Source organism: Gardnerella sp. DNF00109 (assembly GCF_049262845.1).
Lineage (GTDB): Bacteria > Actinomycetota > Actinomycetes > Actinomycetales > Bifidobacteriaceae > Bifidobacterium > Bifidobacterium vaginale.
Window position 1 is genome coordinate 756435 of record NZ_CP058406.1, and the last position, 18074, is coordinate 774508.

The following is an 18074-nucleotide window of genomic DNA, read 5'->3' on the forward strand; positions in this document are numbered from 1 at the left end:
ATTGATTAACAGAGGTTATTATTTGTCTCCGTCGTTAGAAATTTTAGGATCTGGCTGTTCCTTCTTTTTCTCTTCCTCTTCCGTCTGCTTTCTTTCTTCTTCCTTCTTTTTCTCTTCCTCTTCAGCTTGCTTCCTAGCTTGTTCTTCAGCTTGCTTCTTAGCTTGTTCTTCTAGCTGCTTCTGTAGATTTTCGGCAGCATCCCTAATTCGCTTTCTTCTTTCTAATTCTAAACGTCTCTTTTCTGCATCAGCCTTTGCATTTGCTTTAGCTTTAGCAGCTTGCTCGTCAGCTTGACGCTTTGCTTCTTCAATCTTTTTCTGCATGGCGTTATCTGCTTGAACTTTTTCTTCTTGAGTAGGAGGAATATTTTGAATAATAATATTCGGCTTACGCTTTACCTTAGGAGCTATACGAATAACAGGAGCAGTAATCTTCTGCAGTTCCTTCTGGCTTTCTTCAGCCTTCTGCTTCTCCTGTGCATTCGCTGTAGTATCTGTAGATGCTGCAGAAAGCTTATCAATCATTGCAGAAGTCACTCCACGAATACGCTGAGCATTGTCAGAATACCATTGAGTTGCAGCTATAGCTTGAGCTCCCTGAGACCCTAACTCTTCTGGAGAATTAGCATTGCATACAACTGTTTCTGGCAAACGCTGCTTCAAAAGCTTAGCAAGTAATTTGCCATTTTCTGAGTTATCTTGAGCAAAAGAGATAAGAAGAGAATTTTTAGTAAGTTTTTTCCATGACTGGCTTGCTTTGCTAACTTGTGCAACCTTAATTTCGCACTGTTTTCTAGCTTCTTTCATACGAGATGAGTGCTGAATGCTCCAGCAAATACCACCAACGCCTAATACTAAAGCTAATACAATGACGCCAGCAATGAGAATTATCATCTTCTTTTTATGACCATTATTCGTGGCTTCGGAGATGTTTTCTAACATGTATCATCCTCTGTTTTTATCAATCTTCGCCAAGAATTGCTTTTTGCAAAACAACACTTATAGTTTACGCCAAACTAAGTACGTGACCCTTGTAGTTTGTAGCATTTTTGATGATTTGCAAGACAAGCGATATCATTTGCGATTCATTAGAATACAATATTCAAATAAATTCAAAACAAAAAACCACCAGACTTGCTGGTGGTTTTCTTGGCTCCTGCGGCTGGGCTTGAACCAGCGACCATTCGATTAACAGTCGAACGCTCTGCCAACTGAGCTACGCAGGAATATCCTTTGCGCTTGGCTGTGTGCCGTGCACACGACATTTATATTACACGGAATTTTATGATATGCAAATATAGCGTGTTTGGGCGTGTCGAAAACTCATAATCGTTGGAATACCAATGATTTGTACGCTTTAACCACATTGATAAAAAAGTGTTCCTAAAAAAAGAATTTTGTGAAAAACTTTCAAATATAAGCGAAAACCTTTAAAGAATGCAGATTTTTGCTGTTGAAGCATAAAACAAATTTGATTTATGAAAGGAGAAAAATAAAATATCATGAGAAAAATATTTGATTTAAAAATGATTAAGCCCAGAATCTTAAAAGTCAAAAAATTTATATTAAAACAAAAATCACAATTTGTTAGAATACTGATTTTTATTATTCTGATTGTAATCATGTTGATTATTCATAGTTGCATAAATCCTACAATAAACAAAAGTATTGAGTATGAATATTTGCAATCGAATCAAACTGATTATAGTGTATCTTCATTTGACGCTGGTTGCATAGAAAAATCTTTTGTAGGTAAAAAGCAAAAAATAGTCGCGAATACAGTTAGTCAAGTTTCAACAGCTTCAACACTAAAAGAAACTACAAATTGTAAATCAAGGATGGTATGGCCAGTAAAAAATGTAAACATTATTAAAGATTTTGATGCTCCAGCAAAACCATGGCTCGCAGGTCATAGAGGAGTTGATTTGCGAGCAGAGGAAGGAACTGAGCTATATGCTCCATCAGATGGAATAATAAATTTTGCTGGACTTGTGGCTGGAAAATCTGTTGTAACAATCAAACATGGAGTTTTGTCTTCCACATTTGAGCCAGCATATACGGATTTACCAGTTGGAACAGTTGTTAGAAAAGGTCAATTTTTTGGTTACGTAACAGTTGGATCAGATCATTGTGACAATTTGTGTATTCAATGGGGTTTAAAACGAAGAGACAGGACTTATGCAAATCCAAGGAAAATGGTAGCGAAAAAACGAATAATTTTAAAGCCCAAAGAAGAGACAAAAGAAGAAAAAAATAGTCTGTAAAATGCGTGTCGTATAGTGTAATAAGAGTCTTGGGCTTAAGACATTGACCTAAGATTATTACATAAGATTTTCTTAAACATATTAGGGAGCGAATATGCAAAAGTATTCTCGTAATCTCGATGAGAAAATTGATTACAATGCAAACATTTTTTCGCTTCTTGAAAGTCGCGTAGAACGTAAGCCGAACGATTCATTGGTTGAGTATGTAGGACGCGACGGGGAATGGAATTCCTACAGTGCTAAAGACTTTAAAGATTTGGTTATATCGGTAGCAAAAGGATTCATAGCACACGGTGTGATGCCGGGAGACACTATATCGATAATAGCGCATACTTCATGGCAGTGGACTGTGCTTGATATGGCAATAATGTCTATAGGCGCGTTAACAGTGCCAATTTATGAAACAAGTTCTGCAGTGCAAATAGAAAATATTATTAACGATTCTAGAGTAAGCATGATTTTTGTTGAAGATGAAAATATGCGTGAAACTGTGGAAATATCAAAGAAGTCATGTCCAAGCCTTAACGATGTCTATGTATTAAGCAGAGACGCAATAGATGCGCTAATTGAGTATGGAAAAACAGTTACAGACTCAGAGTTTTATGAAAGAGAAAAAGCTGTTAAAGGCGATGATCTAGCTACAATCGTTTACACATCTGGATCTACAGGAGACCCGAAAGGTATAGAACTTTCGCACGGAAATTTTGTGTTTATAGCGAAATCTGGAATGCTTTCCATGCCAGATATAGCATTAAAAGGCAAACCAAGACTTCTTTTATTCCTTCCTTTAGCACATGTATTTGCAAGATTTATGCAGTTCTTCTGTTTTGCGGGAAATGTAACACTTGGATTGTCAAGCAACCTTAAAACAATACTAAGTGATTTTAAAAGTTTTAAACCAACTTTCATACTTGGTGTACCTAGAATATTTGAAAAAATCTACAATGCTGCCTCTCAAAAAGCTGGTAGAGGAGTAAAAGGATTTATATTTGCTCAAAGCGTAAAAGTGGCAAAAGAATGGTCAAAAGCTCAACAATCGGGGAGAATGATTTCGCCAATGCTGGCTATAAGCCACTCCTTATGTAAAAAGCTCGTTTACAACTCAATTTTGCAAGTTTTTGGAGGAGACGTTGAATATGGTGTTTCAGGAGGAGCGCCATTAGACAAATCGATTTCGCATTTCTTCAATGGCATGGGATTGCCAATTCTCGAAGGGTACGGAATGACAGAAACATGTGCTCCGTCAATGGTAAATCCAACGAAAGGCTATAAAATCGGAACAGTTGGTTTGCCAGTACAGGGAGTGTCTGTAGCAATAGATGATGAGGGAGAGCTTTGTATTAAAAGTCCCGCTGTTTGCAAAGGATATCATAATCATCCAGAGATAACTGAAAAACAAATAGTAAATGGATGGTTGCATACAGGAGACTTCGGATCTTTAGATTCCGACGGTTTTGTAAAAATTACTGGTCGCAAAAAAGATCTGATAATAACAGCTGGCGGGAAAAACGTTTCACCTAGCATACTCGAAGCATCAGTTATGACTTCTTCAATTATTTCTCAATGCGTTGTTATTGGAGACAGAAAACCTTTTATCTCTGCGATTATTGCGTTAGATCTTGCAGAAGTGAATTCTTGGCTGAAATCTCGAGGAGCAAGCCCAGTGCGCTCGCTGGAAGAGGCAAGAAAAAATTCAATCGTCATAAGTTCCGTAGAACAAAGCATAGTTAAAGCAAATTCTAATGTTTCTAGAGCAGAATCAATCAGAAAATTTGAGATTGTTCCAGATGCTTTTACTCAAGAAAATGGTTTAGTTACACCAAGCCTTAAAGCAAAGCGCAATGCTGTTATAGAACGTTATAACGATCTTATCGAAAATAAGATTTACGCTCCAAGACCAAGAAAATAACGTACTTTACAGTCCTGCATCTGCAAGAGTTACGTATCCAGGGTCAATCAAAAGAGCTTTAAGATTAGTTGCGCTTACAGCGAGAATTGGTTCTGTTATTACGGGTATATCTTTTTCTGATCCACTGTTATTTACAAAAATAGAAATATCTTCGAGTTGAGATAATTTTCCATTAACATTTAGAGAACTACATTCTTGAGCAACATCAGTAGAGATTTTCTGAATGTTTTCGATAGAAGTCATCCATTGCTTTCCATTTACAAGATTTGGTAAAGCATCTTTGTAAGCGCCGTAGCCAGTAATAACAGGCCATTTTGAGTCGTTTAACAATTCATTCGCTGAATCTTTAAGCTCAGAATCTTCAGTATTTTTATTCTCTTTATTGGATTCAGATGAATTCAAATCATTATTTTTTGTGCTAGATTTTTGTGATTCATTATTTTTCGCAGTAGAAGCAGGCGTTGGAACCTTTTTCTTAGTCAAATTTCGTTTTCCTATAAAGCTTCCGATTATATCTGGAAGAGTAAAGGAAGGGTTGATATCCGCAGAGCTTCCCTTATACCCAAGGTCTTCAAGAGCTTTTTCCACTTGCATAACAACTTGATCATCTAAAGCAATAATGCCATCTACGTGTTTTGTGGAAGTTGTTCCGTTATCATTCTTTATTACTAATCTCGAATTAAGTTCTGCCTTAACAGAGTCAGAATTATCTGCGTCGAAAGCAGCATTTTCCCAGTCATTCTCTGTTGAATCCTTACTAAGTTTTCCAGAAGGTGAAATCATTAATCCAGATGCGAAATAAGGTTTTAGAATTTTCCAGATTCCAGCAAAAGCAAGTCGCGCGAATTCATCATCAAATTCTTGAATTTTGGAACTTGAATTATCAGAATCTGAATTACCATGAGTATTTACTCCAAAATGCATATGAACATCTTGTTTTTGATTGTGGCAAGGCAAAAGTACTTCTACGCTTTTTGGATTATCTTTAGAAGCCTGATTTAATGCTAATTTTTGCACAAGAGTATACGCTTGAATTTCTCCAATGCTCTGAGCAGAAGAAAGTTTGAAGAATGCATCTGGCTTAAAATCTCTAGTAAGCCTAGATAACATAACGACATGCATGCCAGCTTTTTTAGCCAAATCTAATGACGATGTAAGTCTATTTTCTGCTTCCTCTTGTGATTTTAGATCTTCTTCTTTTAGTTGCTCTTTAGGTGTTGTGGGTTGAGTTACGTAATCACCATAATTATTATTACCGTTTTTATTACTCCAAGGAGCAACAACAATAGTCGTATTAGAAAGTTGCTTTTTTACGATGCTATGGATATCTCTGATACTTGTTTTCTTGTTTTTATTTTTAGAAGAATTTTTTGTTTTTAAAGATGTAATCATGCTTACAACGTAATCTTGAATATCTTGACTTTGATCGTATAAGCTGCTGGACGATTTAGTAGTAATAGAATTTTCTGAAAATCCTTGCTTTTTTAACGATTTTACTATTTCTGGAACAAGATTATCCCATGTACTTAATGGAGTTTTTCTACTTAAATTTAGACCATCAGAAGGCGTAAAAACTATAACGTTGCCGTGATTCACTTGAGGCTTTGCGCTAGGCGATGCGTTTTTTGCATTGCTCGATCCGCATGCGCAAATCGCAAGAAGCATTGTACTAGATACTACAAGAGCAATAGTTTTGCGCAAAATATGCTTATGCGTGCGAATCATAGTAGTTAAGGCCTTTCGTAAATTTTAGTTTTGTGCTTACTTTTATATTAGTTTCTATTAAATTATCTAATGCAAATTTAGCGATTAAGCAAATCCAAGCACATATCTCGGTATTCGCTAACGTAGCCTCCACCAAAGAAGACACAATGTCCAGCAATAGGGTAGAGTTGCCAAATTGTCATGCGATTTTCAAAACCAGATTTTAATGGATGAACAGATTGATAGCCATCTAAAATTTGCTTAAAATAGCTGATCCCAAACAGTTGCAGCATTGCTAAGTCTTCCTCACGATGGCCGCCGTGAGCTGCAGGATCAATTAAAACAGCTTCTGTGTGTTCGCCATCTTCGCTTTTAGTCCAAAGCACATTTCCACTCCACAAGTCTCCATGAACTCGCGCTGGTTTATCTTCAGCTGCTTTTCCCAGCAAATCTGGCAGAGCATCAATAACTTTATTTGTAAGATCTAAATCGCTTTTTGTAAGGCTTCCTCTAGAAATACCAAGATTTACCATTGGTAAAAGTCTGCCTTCTGCCAAATAGTCAATAACATTACTCCAAGTGCCACAATCCATTTTTACAGGGTCGCTTAATGGTCCAAAATAGCATGTGCCATCATAATCTGCAGGTGGCTCCCCAAAATATTTCGCACCGAAATCGTGCATATGCGCCAAAGATGCTCCAAATTCAAACGATGCTAAAGGAGTAGGGCTTGTAGTTTCAATGCGTTCAATGTTTAAGTAGTCTTTTCCCCAATCAAAAACTTTAGCTACTTTAGGCCCGCCATAGTCGTAAGCTTCTCGAAGCCAATTAAGGCCACGACCTTCGCATTCAAAGAATCGTTCTGGTGCGTATGATCTACTCTTTTTATACACGTTATTACTCATAGCAACCTTCTTAATGTAGTAGCATATGCGGCTTATAGTTACACACTTAATAAATATTTTATGAATAAACTAAATTATTCCTATCATCACTATTCTAATGAAGTATTAGCACAATGAGCGATGCTGCGTTTAATTTGCAATAAGATTAGTACAATACTTACGCCAAGTAGGATGTGTCCGATTCCTGCTAAACCAGTTATGGAAAAATCTATAGATGGACTGAGATGTAGACGCATTACTTGTGCAATTCCACGAGTAATCATCATTACTGCTGTTAGGTTGAGTCCAATATGATAAGTTATTAAGATTCTCGTAGTTTTTTCGTTACTAAAACTGAAGTTTTTCTCAAATAGTATGAGTAACAGAAAAACAACCATTCCAAGCATAAAGTAGTGTGTGTGAACTATAGCAAGCACAGTCTTTTCATGGAAAGCATTAAATTTTGTAAATTCGCGATAAAAGACGCCGCCAATCATGGCGAAGACAGCATACAACAAAGACGTATTAATATAACGTTTCATAACATGGTTCATAGTAACTTCCTTACGTAGAGTGATAGTCAAATATTTCTTAGTAATGTTGATGTTGTTACAAGTGTTTGTAAGCGCTATTGCATAGTATGAGTGTTTTTGTAACGCGGACATGCAGTTTTAGCAAAATGATACCCAAAAAGCAATCCTGCTAGAGTAAGAGCAGAACCTAATCCCGTATAAAATACGGCTATAAATTGTTCTGGAGCTATATTTGTTGCACGAAGAACAATTCCAAAAGTCATCATAAAAGCCATGATTATGAAAGATTTAACGTCAAAGAATTTAAGGAAAAATTGCTTGTTTTCTTTGTATGCGTTAATCCTAGCAGTATGTTTTTTAACAAGTTTTCCGAAAATAAACACTTGGAATATTGCAAAAACAGCTAAAGATAAAGCGAAATTAATAGGAGATAAAAAGTTTGAGTATGCAATAATACCAATCCTAAGAATGTTGAATCCAGCAAAACACCATACAATGCATGCGATTAATAAAAGTGTGTTCTTTGATACCTTCATAACTAACCTCGTTAAATCACATTATTCTTAATAAAATCTTATGTTGAACGTTTAAAACAATTGTAGTAATGATTTTTATGAAAAACGCTAAATAAGAGTATTTTGTGAATTGTGCATTAAAACTTTCAAAAAACACAATAAAATATGATTAAAAGTTGTAAAAAGTGTTGCAAATTGACGATATGAGTCGCTATAGTGCTTGTTTATGGAAGACAACGATCAACAGTATTCAACAGCTGACAATAAAGCTACTATTGCTGAGCCAGCTTTTCGTTACAATGCGCAGCTCGCACAAGATATTGAGCAGCGCTGGCAAAAGACTTGGGACGAGCAAGGCACGTTCTGGGCTGCTAATGTTAAGGGCGATTTGAAGGATGGCGAAGGCAGATTGGCTTGTGGCCGTCCTTCTTTCTTTGCAATGGACATGTTCCCTTATCCTTCTGGAAAGGGCTTGCATGTTGGGCATCCTCTTGGATATTTGGCAACTGATGTTGTGAGCCGATATCACCGTATGAAGGGCGAGAATGTTCTTCACGCGATGGGCTACGACGCTTTTGGACTTCCTGCAGAACAATATGCTGTTCAAACAGGTCAGCATCCTCGCATTACTACTGAGGCAAATATTGCAAATATGCGCAGGCAGTTGCATCGCATGGGATTGAGCTTTGACGATCGTAGATCTTTTGCAACTATTGATACAAACTACGTTCGTTGGACTCAATGGATTTTCTCGAAGCTTTATGACGCTTGGTATGACCCTGATTTTGTACGCAAAGATGGCGGTAAAGGTTCTGCTCGACCAATTGCTGAGTTAGTTGATGAGTTTAAGAGCGCAAAGCGCGAAATTCCTGGTTTTGCTGACAAAAAGTGGGAAGAGCTCAATAAAGTAGATCAAGCGGATGTGTTGAATGACTTCCGCATTGCTTACATTTCTAAGTCTCCTGTAAATTGGTGTCCAGGATTGGGAACTGTGCTTGCAAACGAGGAAGTTACTGCAGAAGGTAAATCTGAGCGCGGAAACTTCCCAGTATTCCAGCGCAATCTTCGTCAGTGGTCCATGCGAATTACAGCTTACGCGCACCGTTTGGTTGAAGATTTGAATACTATTGACTGGCCGGAAAAAGTTAAGCTTATGCAGCGAAACTGGATTGGCGAATCTCACGGTGCTTCCGTGCATTTTGAAGTTGAATGTGCAGATGGTGAAACGCGCGATTTGGAAGTATACACTACTCGTCCAGATACGCTTTTTGGTACAACTTTTGCTGTTGTTTCTGTAGATCACCCGATTCTTGGGCACGTTCCAGAAGCGTGGGAAGCTAGCGTTCCAGAAAGCTGGAAGGGTGGCTACGCAAGTCTTAAGGAAGGATTGGCAGAGTATCAGGCTCAAGCTCGCGCTAAAACCGCTAAAGAACGTACGGAAGATGCTGGTGCAAAAACTGGTTTGTTTACTGGTCTTTACGCAATTAATCCTGTAACTGGAGCAAAACTTCCGCTGTTTGTTGCAGATTATGTGCTTATGGGTTATGGAACGGGCGCAATTATGGCAGTTCCTGGCGGTGACCAGCGCGATTATGATTTTGCTAAAGCTTTCGGCTTGTCTGTAATTTACACTGTTAAGCCTTTGCCTGATTCTGTCGAAAAGCTAGAAGATTATGATGGCAAAGCTCCGTTTGTTTCTCACGATGGAATTGTTATTAACTCTTCTGTGGAGCATACTTATAAGCTCGGTGACGCTTTGTCTATTAACGGTTTGCGCGTAGATGAAGCTATTAAAAAAGTGACGACTTGGCTTGAAGCAGCAGGCGTAGGCGTTGGTAAGGTTTCTTACAGACTTCGCGATTGGCTGTTCTCTAGGCAGCGCTACTGGGGTGAGCCATTCCCAATCGTTTATGATGAGGATGGTGTTGCTCACCTTGTGCCGGATAGTGAGCTTCCAATTGCATTGCCAGACGTTCCAGATTATCAGCCAAAAACTTACGCTCCAGACGACGCAAATTCTGAGCCTGAAGCACCTTTGAGCCGAAACGAGGATTGGGTTAAAGTTCAGCTTGATCTTGGTGACGGTGTAAAAACCTACTATCGCGACACCAACACTATGCCAAACTGGGCTGGTTCATGCTGGTATTACATGCGTTACTTGGATCCAAACGACGCTGAGCATATGGTTGACAGCGACGAATACGACTATTGGATGGGTACGAATCGACCAGGCAAGGAACATGTTTCTGGAGGCGTTGACCTTTATGTTGGAGGCGTAGAGCATGCAGTTTTGCACTTGCTTTACTCGCGCTTCTGGCATAAGGCGCTTTACGACTTGGGTTACGTTGATTCTGCTGAGCCTTTCCATCGCTTGTTTAACCAGGGTATGATTCAGGCTTACGCTTACACGGATGAGCGCGGGCAGTACGTGCCAGCTGATGAGGTTGAGGAAGGCGCTAATAACGGCGCTGGTGAGCCAACATTTACTTGGCACGGCGAAACCGTGAATCGCGAGTTTGGAAAGATGGGTAAGAGCCTAAAGAATATTGTGACTCCAGACTACATGTACGAAAACTACGGTGCAGACACGTTCCGTTTGTATGAAATGAGCATGGGTCCACTTTCTGAGTCTCGCCCATGGAATACGCGTAACGTTGTTGGAGGCATGCGATTCTTGCAACGCTTGTGGCGTAACGTTGTAAACGAAGAAACTGGCGCTTGCGTAGTAACAGAAGATGCTTTGGACGAAAAGACGCTAAAGCTTCTTAACAACACGATTGCAGAAGTAACTGTAGAAATGGAAGCAATGCGTCCAAACACTGCGATTGCTAAGCTGATTGTGTTGAATAATCACTTAACGTCTCTGCCTCACGTGCCTCGCGCAGCAGTTGAGCCGCTTGTTCTTATGCTTTCTCCAATTGCACCGCATATTTGTGAAGAAATGTGGAGCAAGCTTGGACATACTAAGTCGATTGCTCACGCAGATTGGCCAGTTGAAGATTCCCGCTACGTTGGTGCGGATACTGTTACAGCTGTTGTGCAAATCAAGGGCAAGGTTCGCGCAAAGCTTGAAGTTGACCCGAATATTGATGCTAGTGAGCTTGAAAAGCTTGCTTTAGAGGCCGTAGCTGATCGCTTGGGTGGAAAGAAGCCGCGCAAGGTAATCGTGAAAGCACCAAAGATTGTGTCTATTGTGCCAGATGAAAGCTGAAACTCAATGTTTTCTAGGCAAAATAGCCTTTAACCACATTGGTTAATTTTACTTGAAAGATGCTTATCTTCATTTAATAGTGGAGGTAAGCATCTTTTTTTTTATTTAACAATCAAAAATAAATAGTCTGAAACGAAGGAGGTGGTTAAAATGAACAAAAACAATAGTAACGTTCTAGAAAGATTGGCAGCTATTGATGCTTTAAATAATAATTATGAAAATTCAAATTATTTGCAAAATACTTTGAATGATGATTCTAAAAATCGCATATTGGCACAAGAGAAAAACAATTCTATAGATTATCAGCTTGCTGATTTTTGCATAAGCTCAAAAGATTCTGCTTCAAATATTGATAATCTTAATAAACGAAATAATTTTGAAACAAGAAATCTCGTTAGATTACGAATAAAACCAGTACATGCTTTGTCTATTATGCTAATTCTCGTAGTATTCTTAGCATCAAGTTTAACCATGCTCATATGTCAATCTAGAACTTATAACAAGATTTATTCTTATCAAGCACAGAGAGAATCTAAAGTTAAATCTTTAAGTAAAAAATTTGAATCAAATAATAAAGATGATGATGAATATAGCAATGATTCTAAAGAGGATTCTAAAAAAGACTTACATACAAATGAGACTAAAGATTTAACTGTTAAAAATAAAAATGAAGATTTTAGTGATAGCACGCACAAAATTAATGAAAATGATATAAGCAAAAATAATAGTGTCAACAAAGATAAAAGCGGTTGCATAAATATAAACACAGCAGGGTTGGAAGAATTACAAACTCTAAAAAGTATAGGGCCAAAAATGGCTCAAAGAATATTAGATATGCGTAAAAAGTTGCGTGTTTTTAAGCGGGTTGAAGATCTTATGCAAGTTAAAGGAATTGGGCAAAAGACTTTTTTAAAACTTAAATCAGCAATCTGCATTAAGTAAATTTATGTGATTTTTAAGGTTGGAAAATGAAAGAATTATATTGGGATCTTGAAAATGGAAACAAAGATTTTAGGCTTGTTCCTATTGCGTTTAGCGTATGGTTTGGTTGCTTATTCGCTCGATTTATAGTTGATTCACAACAAGATTTTTTCTGTATGATAATCGCAATATTATCATTTGCTCTTTTGTGCTTTTATACTATTTTTTCAATGGGAAATTGCATTTTTACGTGCCGCTTAAAGAATACAACTGATTACAAAAGTCGCATAAAATCAAAGTTTTATGAGTTAATTAAAAAATTAAAAATAATAGGATACAAGCATGCTTTTTTAACAAGTTTTTGTACGTTTCTAGCAGCTTTTATAATGTGTTCAATTATTCTAAACATAGAACATATGGACCCTGTTTTTAATGCTATTAAAGATCTAAAGCAAAGTGATACAGAATATAAATTTAATAGAAAAAACGATGTTCAATCCATCAGATTGCTTATGGATATAACGTCTCCTCCAAGAGTATCGCAATCCTTTAAGGGGGATTGCGTATTAAACGTGAATGTAAAACAGATTGAAATTATGGATAAAGAAAAAGTTATTAGTAGGAGTAAAAGCTTTGTGTCTGCCAAACTTTACGCTTTTAATCCAGATTGCAAAATAATGAACTACGGATACAAGATAAGTAGTTTTGGAAAAATTTCGATTTCAAAATTTGACTCTCATGCGATAGAAATTCAAGTTCCTAAAGCAAACAAAACAGATAAAACGAAATTATATAAAGTAGAAGTTATTGAAAAAGCTAATCTTTTTAAGAGATTACTAAATACATTGTGGAAAGAATTTTACAATGTGACTAGTTCTTTAGATGAACAGGGTCAAATGCTTGTTCCTGGTCTTACTGTAGGACTTTTGGGACAAGAGCATTTAAGTGATGTAGAAGATTTACGAAAAGTTAGTATCGATAGCACTTATGCGAATACTATGAAACAAAGATTCAAAATAGCTGGAATAATGCACCTTATGGCGGTTTCTGGAGGACATTTTTTGCTTTTATCTTGCGTTATTCGTAAGACATGTGCTTTTTTGCTTTTGCCAAGAGTAGTGAGCGCAATATTTGAAGCTTGTGGTCATATTCTTTTATCGTGTATTGTGTATCCGTCGGCATCTGTTCTTAGAGCGCTTATAATGGGTTTAATTTCTGCCGGGGCATTAATGTTTTCTAGACAATACCAGTCTGCTAGTGCTTTAAGTATAACTGTTATAAGTGTTCTTTTTATTTGTCCAAAATATGCATGGGATTATTCGTTTGCTCTTTCTGTTTGCGCAACTTTTGGAATAATTGTTTGTGGAATGTCTTTAAGAAGAATCTTTTTAAGATATATGCCGTCTAGTCTTGCAAGCGCATTAAGCATAACGTTGTGTGCACAGTGTTTTACGCTTCCTGTACAAATATTAATGCAACCGCAAGTATCTTTTATATCTGTTATAGCGAATTTAATTGTTGCACCTTTTGTTGATTTTGCAACAATATTTGGTCTGCTTTCGCTTATATGCGCTAATTGGAGTTATTCTATTTCTCTGATTTTTGCCACAATTTCATCTTTTGGAACAAACATTATGGCAAATTGCGCATGGTATTTGGGAGATTTACAAATTGGAACAATACCTTGGGTTAATGGATCTTTAGGTGCGTGGCTAATCGCGTGCGCTGAATTCGCTATCTTTTTATTAGTACTTATCATAAATAAATATTTTAGAAAAAGTGAATCATATAATAGTTTAAGGATATTTTTACAAGTTAAGTCAAATCGTTTTAAGCAGCTTATAAATGATTCAACAAAACTTTTTGAATGATTAAGTGTTTTAAGTTTTATATAGTTTGTACAATTAATAGGCGTGCAAAATTAAGCGGATTAAATAAAAACAAGGATATTCGCGTTAGTTAAATCGTGAGAATATAAATATTCTTAAGGAGTACGTATGCAAGCGTTAAAAAAATTTGCGCCATTTACAGTTGTAGTTGGCGGTGATGCGTATTTAAATGATCTAAACGCGCGCGACTTAAAAACTCGCATATTAGGCTCCTACCCAGATGCAGATGTTATAAATTTAGACGCATTAAATGCCGATAAATATGCTTTTATAACTGCTACAGGACCATCACTTTTTTCTAGCGGAACAATTGTTGTTATTAATAATCTTGAACAAGCTAATGAAGATTTAGTTGAAGCGATAATAGAGTTTTGTACTAGAGAATCTAAATCTAATAACAATGATTGCTGGGTTATTGCGCGCCACGAAGGAGGTGTTAAAGGAAAGTCAATTGTTACAAAACTTGAAAAAGCTGGAGCAAGTAAAATAACTGTACCAGATCTTAAAAAAGATGATGCAAGATTGAATTTTGTGCTAAGTCTTTTTGAAAGGCAAAATCGTAGTATAGAGCCTGCAGCAGCTGGACGCATAACAGAAGTCTTAGGCGGGAAAACCGACCAGTTGGCGGCTCTTTGTTCTCAATTGTGCTTTGATTTTGAAGATAACCCAATCACACTAAAAATAGTTGACCAATATTTAATATCGGATCCGCAAGTAACTGGATTTTTTGTAGCAGATAAAGCTGCAGAAGGTAACTATGCTCAAGCTATTCTTGCATCAAGAAGAGCGATTTTACAAGGCGTTGATGCTATAGCATTGATTGGGGCTTTGGCTGCAAAAATGCGAATAATTACAAAGGCTATAGCTGTTAAAAACGGGGAAATTTCTAATGCTCAAGCAAAAGTTAACCCTTGGGCGTTAAAAATGGCTATGAGGGATTTAGGTGGATGGAATGATGATGGGATTCGTAAGTGTTTTAAATGTTTAGCGTGGGCAGATGAGCAATGCAAAGGCGGAACAAGTGATGCTGATTACGCTTTAGAAAAATGCATTAGCATGATTGCTTGTCGTGGGCGTTAATGTGAAAATTTTAAAAGCATAAAGTGTTAAAACATAGAGCGTTAAAAGTCTAATATGAAAGTGTGTGATTTTGGAAAATCATAATATCAAAAAGCTAGTAATTCCAACTGATTCGTGTATGCGAGATCTTGGAAAAACTATTGCAAAAATAGTGCATGAGACAGATGTTATTTTGCTTTCTGGTCCACTTGGTGCTGGAAAAACAACGTTCGCGCAAGGTTTTGGACAGGGCTTGGGAATAAAAGATCCGATAGTTTCCCCGACTTTTACTATTGCTAGAGAGCTAAAAGGCACATTTTCTGATGGAAAAGTTGCGAATCTTATTCATGTAGATGCTTATAGGCTTGGTGGAAAAGATTATGCTCCAGGGCAAGACACTGTTTCTAGGCTTTTAGATGAGCTTGAATCTTTAGGTTTAGATGAAGCATTGGAAGAACCAGGAGAGGGAACTGTTGTGCTTATGGAGTGGGGAGAACAGATGGCTGGTGTTCTTGCTGATGTTCGTCTTGAAATTCATATTGATAGACCGATTGATAAAGAAAAGTCAAATGAGTTTACAAGTGAAGGTAAGCGCGTTGTAACGCTTGTTCCAGTCGGAGGAGACTGGTGCGATCGCTTAAAAATTCTTGATTAAGAGTAAGCTAAATTGGTTGGTTAATTTAAGGAACAAAAATGAGCAATACGCTGATTATAGATACGTCATATGGTTCAACAGTTGGAGTTGTAGGTTATAAGCCAATAGTGGAAACGGATTCGCGTACACATGTTGAAAAGTTGCAAGTAAACATTGATTTTGCAGTAAAAAATGCTGGTCTAGAGCTTAATCAAATAGACGAGATTGTAGTTGGAGTAGGCCCTGCTCCTTTTACAGGTTTAAGAGCTGGGTTGGTTGCAGCTAAGGCGATTGCTTTTGCGAATAACGCAAAGATTCTAGGATGCAACAGTTTGCTTCCACAAAGTTTAATGATTCGTTCTGGCGCTTTTGAAGAATCGCTTAAAGATGGCGTTATCTCTAATAGTGAAATAGTCGAAAATAATGAATCTTGCGTAGCTAAACACACGTATGTTCTTTCGTTAAATGACGCTAGAAGACGCCAAGTTTATATGAGTTTATATGACGATAGTGGTTGTGCAGTAATAGAAATGGACATTGATTATCCTGCAAATATTGTTGAAAGAGTAAATCAATATTTTGAATCAAATAATATTTGCGATTATTGCGTTTGCGTTGCAGGCCATGGTGCTAAAAAATACGCTGAAGATTGGAAGAAAATCGGGAATATATGCTTAATTACAGAGGCGAGTGCTCTTGATTTAGGCGTAAAAGGATTAGAGATATTTAAGCTGTGCGCAAGTCAAAAAGACGTTATTGAACCGCTTTATTTAAGAAGACCAGACGTATCTGTTCCAAACCCGTTGAAGCACGTTTTGGGATCTGGCGCTGCTACAAAAGTGGCGGAAAAATAGGATTCAAGCGAAGTACACATATGATTGTAGACATAACTCGCTCAAAATATCCAGCTTGTGCATCAAATAGTCAAAGCTGCGCAATAGAGAAAATTGATTATGCAAAATATGAAGCAATAGTTTCTCAAATTGCAAAAATCGAAGCAGACTTGTTTGGACCAGGATGCTGGAACAAGAACATGATTTTGCAAGAGTTACAAGCACCAATGCGCGCGTATTATGCAGATGTTGATCTAAACACAAATACGGTAGCTGGGTATGCGGGATTTTGGTTTGATGGCGACGACGCTCAAATAATGACAATAGGTGTTGCAAAAGAATATCAAAAGCGAGGAATTGCAAGCAATCTTCTAAAAACTATGATTGAAAATGCAAAATCAATAGGCGCAAAACGAATGCTTTTAGAAGTTAGGGTAAATAACAATCCAGCGCTAAAACTGTATGAAAAATTCGGTTTTACAAAAATGGGATTAAGAAAAAGATACTATATGCCAGAAGGAATAGACGCATATACAATGTGCGCACAAATAGACGATTTAGAAGACTTAGAAAATTTAAAAAGCTCAAAAAGCTTAGAAGAATCTAGCGAAGCTTATAACAGCGCTAAAAGTGAGGATAATAATGAGTGAAACAATGAATAAAACAAGCGAGCCAATAGTTTTAGGCATTGAATCAACTTGCGATGAAACGGCAGCCGCAATCGTTAAAGGAAGAACATTAGTTTCTAACGTTGTAGCATCCTCAATGCAAGAACACGCACGCTACGGTGGTGTTATACCAGAAATCGCATCACGCGCGCATGCAGAAGCATTCGTGCCAGTGGTATCAAAAGCATTAGCAGATGCAAATATGGATTTAAGCGATATTGACGCTATAGCAGTAAGTGCAGGTCCGGGATTAGCAGGATGCTTAGCTGTTGGAGTTTCGGGAGCTAAAGCACTAGCAAGTGCAGCAAAAAAGCCGATTTATGGAATAAACCACGTTATTGGACACATTGCAGTAACACAATTGCAATTCGGCGATGTACCTAAAGACGTTCTAGCGCTTATAGTTTCGGGAGGTCACACTTCTCTTTTGCATGTTAATAACATTGCGCGCAGTATAGATGTTGTTGGAACAACATTAGACGATGCAGCTGGCGAGTGCTTTGATAAAGTAGCTAGATTGCTAGGATTCCCTTATCCAGGAGGTCCGCATATTGACAGGCACGGGCGCCTTGGGGATCCAAATACGTTGAAGGTTCCGCAAGGACTTACGCAAGGTCGTTCTGGCAAAGAGCATCCTTACGACTTTAGTTTTTCGGGTGTCAAAACAGCTGTTGCGCGTTGGGTGGAAGCTCGCCAAGCACAAGGCTTAGAAATACCAGTGGACGATGTTTGCGCATCTTTGGCAAACTCTGTTGCGGATGTTCTTTCTCGCAAAGCTATGATGGGCTCCGAGCAATACGGTTCAAAAACTTTGTTGATTGGTGGCGGATTCTCTGCAAACTCGCAACTTAGAGAACATCTTTTAGAGCAAGGCAAAGAGCATGGAATCGAAGTTCGTTTGCCAGAGCTTAAGCTTTGCACTGATAACGGAGCAATGGTGGCAATGCTTGGTGTGAATTTGGTGGAAGCAGGCGTTCGTCCGTCCGCTCCAGATTTTGCAATCGATTCAGCAATGCCACTTACAACCGTTAGCTTATAATAGTAAAAGTC

15 protein-coding genes and 1 tRNA gene are annotated in these 18074 nt (G+C 37.7%); 10 read left to right on the forward strand and 6 right to left on the reverse strand.

What is annotated here, in order from left to right; translation table 11 throughout:
* Positions 1 to 18: 18 nt before the first annotated feature.
* A complete protein-coding gene (locus HXT20_RS02870; RefSeq protein ID WP_009994097.1) occupies positions 19 to 942 on the reverse strand; it encodes a hypothetical protein in 924 nt (307 codons plus the stop codon).
* 208 nt (positions 943 to 1150) lie between these two features.
* A tRNA-Asn gene (locus HXT20_RS02875) sits at positions 1151 to 1226 on the reverse strand.
* 276 nt (positions 1227 to 1502) lie between these two features.
* Between HXT20_RS02875 and HXT20_RS02880 the strand changes: the two genes are divergently transcribed.
* Together HXT20_RS02880 and HXT20_RS02885 are read left to right on the forward strand one after the other, a co-directional pair.
* Positions 1503 to 2264 carry a M23 family metallopeptidase gene (locus HXT20_RS02880; RefSeq protein WP_004115249.1) on the forward strand — a complete coding sequence of 254 codons (762 nt, stop codon included), beginning with the start codon at positions 1503 to 1505 and terminating at the stop codon, positions 2262 to 2264.
* Between the two features lie 94 nt (positions 2265 to 2358).
* Entirely contained in the window at positions 2359 to 4173 is a 1815-nt protein-coding gene (locus tag HXT20_RS02885) for an AMP-dependent synthetase/ligase (RefSeq protein WP_004111801.1), read from the forward strand.
* A gap of 6 nt (positions 4174 to 4179) precedes the next feature.
* Here HXT20_RS02885 and HXT20_RS02890 read toward each other — a convergent pair whose 3' ends face one another.
* The 4 genes from HXT20_RS02890 to HXT20_RS02905 all read right to left on the reverse strand — a co-directional run bounded on the left by HXT20_RS02890 (position 4180) and on the right by HXT20_RS02905 (position 7830).
* Positions 4180 to 5898, reverse strand: coding sequence for a hypothetical protein (locus tag HXT20_RS02890; protein ID WP_004115246.1), 1719 nt, complete (start codon positions 5896 to 5898; stop codon positions 4180 to 4182).
* A gap of 77 nt (positions 5899 to 5975) precedes the next feature.
* Positions 5976 to 6782 (reverse strand): fructosamine kinase family protein, encoded by an 807-nt coding sequence (locus HXT20_RS02895; RefSeq protein ID WP_101886438.1) that lies wholly within the window; start codon positions 6780 to 6782, stop codon positions 5976 to 5978.
* Positions 6783 to 6871: 89 nt separating this feature from the next.
* On the reverse strand, positions 6872 to 7315 hold the full coding sequence (locus tag HXT20_RS02900; RefSeq protein WP_004111798.1) for a DUF2871 domain-containing protein: 444 nt from the start codon (positions 7313 to 7315) through the stop codon (positions 6872 to 6874).
* 74 nt (positions 7316 to 7389) lie between these two features.
* The gene (locus tag HXT20_RS02905) at positions 7390 to 7830 is read right to left on the reverse strand and encodes a hypothetical protein (protein WP_004111796.1); all 441 of its coding nucleotides are present in this window, start codon (positions 7828 to 7830) and stop codon (positions 7390 to 7392) included.
* A gap of 205 nt (positions 7831 to 8035) precedes the next feature.
* Between HXT20_RS02905 and leuS the strand changes: the two genes are divergently transcribed.
* The 8 genes from leuS to tsaD all read left to right on the forward strand — a co-directional run bounded on the left by leuS (position 8036) and on the right by tsaD (position 18063).
* Complete coding sequence (gene leuS, locus HXT20_RS02910) at positions 8036 to 11020, forward strand: leucine--tRNA ligase (protein ID WP_422114445.1); 2985 nt, start codon at positions 8036 to 8038, stop codon at positions 11018 to 11020.
* Between the two features lie 150 nt (positions 11021 to 11170).
* Positions 11171 to 11962 (forward strand): ComEA family DNA-binding protein, encoded by a 792-nt coding sequence (locus HXT20_RS02915; RefSeq protein WP_004117231.1) that lies wholly within the window; start codon positions 11171 to 11173, stop codon positions 11960 to 11962.
* 26 nt (positions 11963 to 11988) lie between these two features.
* Entirely contained in the window at positions 11989 to 13812 is a 1824-nt protein-coding gene (locus tag HXT20_RS02920) for a ComEC/Rec2 family competence protein (protein WP_246979131.1), read from the forward strand.
* 126 nt (positions 13813 to 13938) lie between these two features.
* Positions 13939 to 14910 carry a DNA polymerase III subunit delta gene (gene holA / locus HXT20_RS02925; RefSeq protein ID WP_004111788.1) on the forward strand — a complete coding sequence of 324 codons (972 nt, stop codon included), beginning with the start codon at positions 13939 to 13941 and terminating at the stop codon, positions 14908 to 14910.
* A gap of 118 nt (positions 14911 to 15028) precedes the next feature.
* Positions 15029 to 15544: a tRNA (adenosine(37)-N6)-threonylcarbamoyltransferase complex ATPase subunit type 1 TsaE gene (tsaE, locus tag HXT20_RS02930; RefSeq protein WP_020760277.1), complete on the forward strand. Its 516-nt coding sequence runs from the start codon at positions 15029 to 15031 to the stop codon at positions 15542 to 15544.
* Positions 15545 to 15582: 38 nt separating this feature from the next.
* A complete protein-coding gene (gene tsaB / locus HXT20_RS02935; RefSeq protein ID WP_004117227.1) occupies positions 15583 to 16377 on the forward strand; it encodes a tRNA (adenosine(37)-N6)-threonylcarbamoyltransferase complex dimerization subunit type 1 TsaB in 795 nt (264 codons plus the stop codon).
* A gap of 20 nt (positions 16378 to 16397) precedes the next feature.
* A complete protein-coding gene (gene rimI / locus HXT20_RS02940; RefSeq protein ID WP_004111784.1) occupies positions 16398 to 17006 on the forward strand; it encodes a ribosomal protein S18-alanine N-acetyltransferase in 609 nt (202 codons plus the stop codon).
* A complete protein-coding gene (gene tsaD / locus HXT20_RS02945; RefSeq protein ID WP_014554613.1) occupies positions 16999 to 18063 on the forward strand; it encodes a tRNA (adenosine(37)-N6)-threonylcarbamoyltransferase complex transferase subunit TsaD in 1065 nt (354 codons plus the stop codon). Before rimI ends, tsaD begins: the two co-directional genes overlap by 8 nt.
* The last annotated feature ends 11 nt before the right edge of the window (positions 18064 to 18074 follow it).

Excerpts from the sequence above, each read along its gene's own strand:
- holA (WP_004111788.1), top strand. The coding sequence starts at position 13,939 with ATGCAAGCGTTAAAAAAATTTGCGCCATTTACAGTTGTAGTTGGCGGT.
- HXT20_RS02885 (WP_004111801.1), top strand. The coding sequence starts at position 2,359 with ATGCAAAAGTATTCTCGTAATCTCGATGAGAAAATTGATTACAATGCA.
- HXT20_RS02915 (WP_004117231.1), top strand. The coding sequence starts at position 11,171 with ATGAACAAAAACAATAGTAACGTTCTAGAAAGATTGGCAGCTATTGAT.
- HXT20_RS02900 (WP_004111798.1), bottom strand. The coding sequence starts at position 7,315 with ATGAACCATGTTATGAAACGTTATATTAATACGTCTTTGTTGTATGCT.
- rimI (WP_004111784.1), top strand. The coding sequence starts at position 16,398 with ATGATTGTAGACATAACTCGCTCAAAATATCCAGCTTGTGCATCAAAT.
- HXT20_RS02870 (WP_009994097.1), bottom strand. The coding sequence starts at position 942 with ATGTTAGAAAACATCTCCGAAGCCACGAATAATGGTCATAAAAAGAAG.
- HXT20_RS02880 (WP_004115249.1), top strand. The coding sequence starts at position 1,503 with ATGAGAAAAATATTTGATTTAAAAATGATTAAGCCCAGAATCTTAAAA.
- tsaE (WP_020760277.1), top strand. The coding sequence starts at position 15,029 with ATGCGAGATCTTGGAAAAACTATTGCAAAAATAGTGCATGAGACAGAT.
- HXT20_RS02920 (WP_246979131.1), top strand. The coding sequence starts at position 11,989 with ATGAAAGAATTATATTGGGATCTTGAAAATGGAAACAAAGATTTTAGG.
- HXT20_RS02895 (WP_101886438.1), bottom strand. The coding sequence starts at position 6,782 with ATGAGTAATAACGTGTATAAAAAGAGTAGATCATACGCACCAGAACGA.
- leuS (WP_422114445.1), top strand. The coding sequence starts at position 8,036 with ATGGAAGACAACGATCAACAGTATTCAACAGCTGACAATAAAGCTACT.
- tsaD (WP_014554613.1), top strand. The coding sequence starts at position 16,999 with ATGAGTGAAACAATGAATAAAACAAGCGAGCCAATAGTTTTAGGCATT.
- HXT20_RS02890 (WP_004115246.1), bottom strand. The coding sequence starts at position 5,898 with ATGATTCGCACGCATAAGCATATTTTGCGCAAAACTATTGCTCTTGTA.
- tsaB (WP_004117227.1), top strand. The coding sequence starts at position 15,583 with ATGAGCAATACGCTGATTATAGATACGTCATATGGTTCAACAGTTGGA.
- HXT20_RS02905 (WP_004111796.1), bottom strand. The coding sequence starts at position 7,830 with ATGAAGGTATCAAAGAACACACTTTTATTAATCGCATGCATTGTATGG.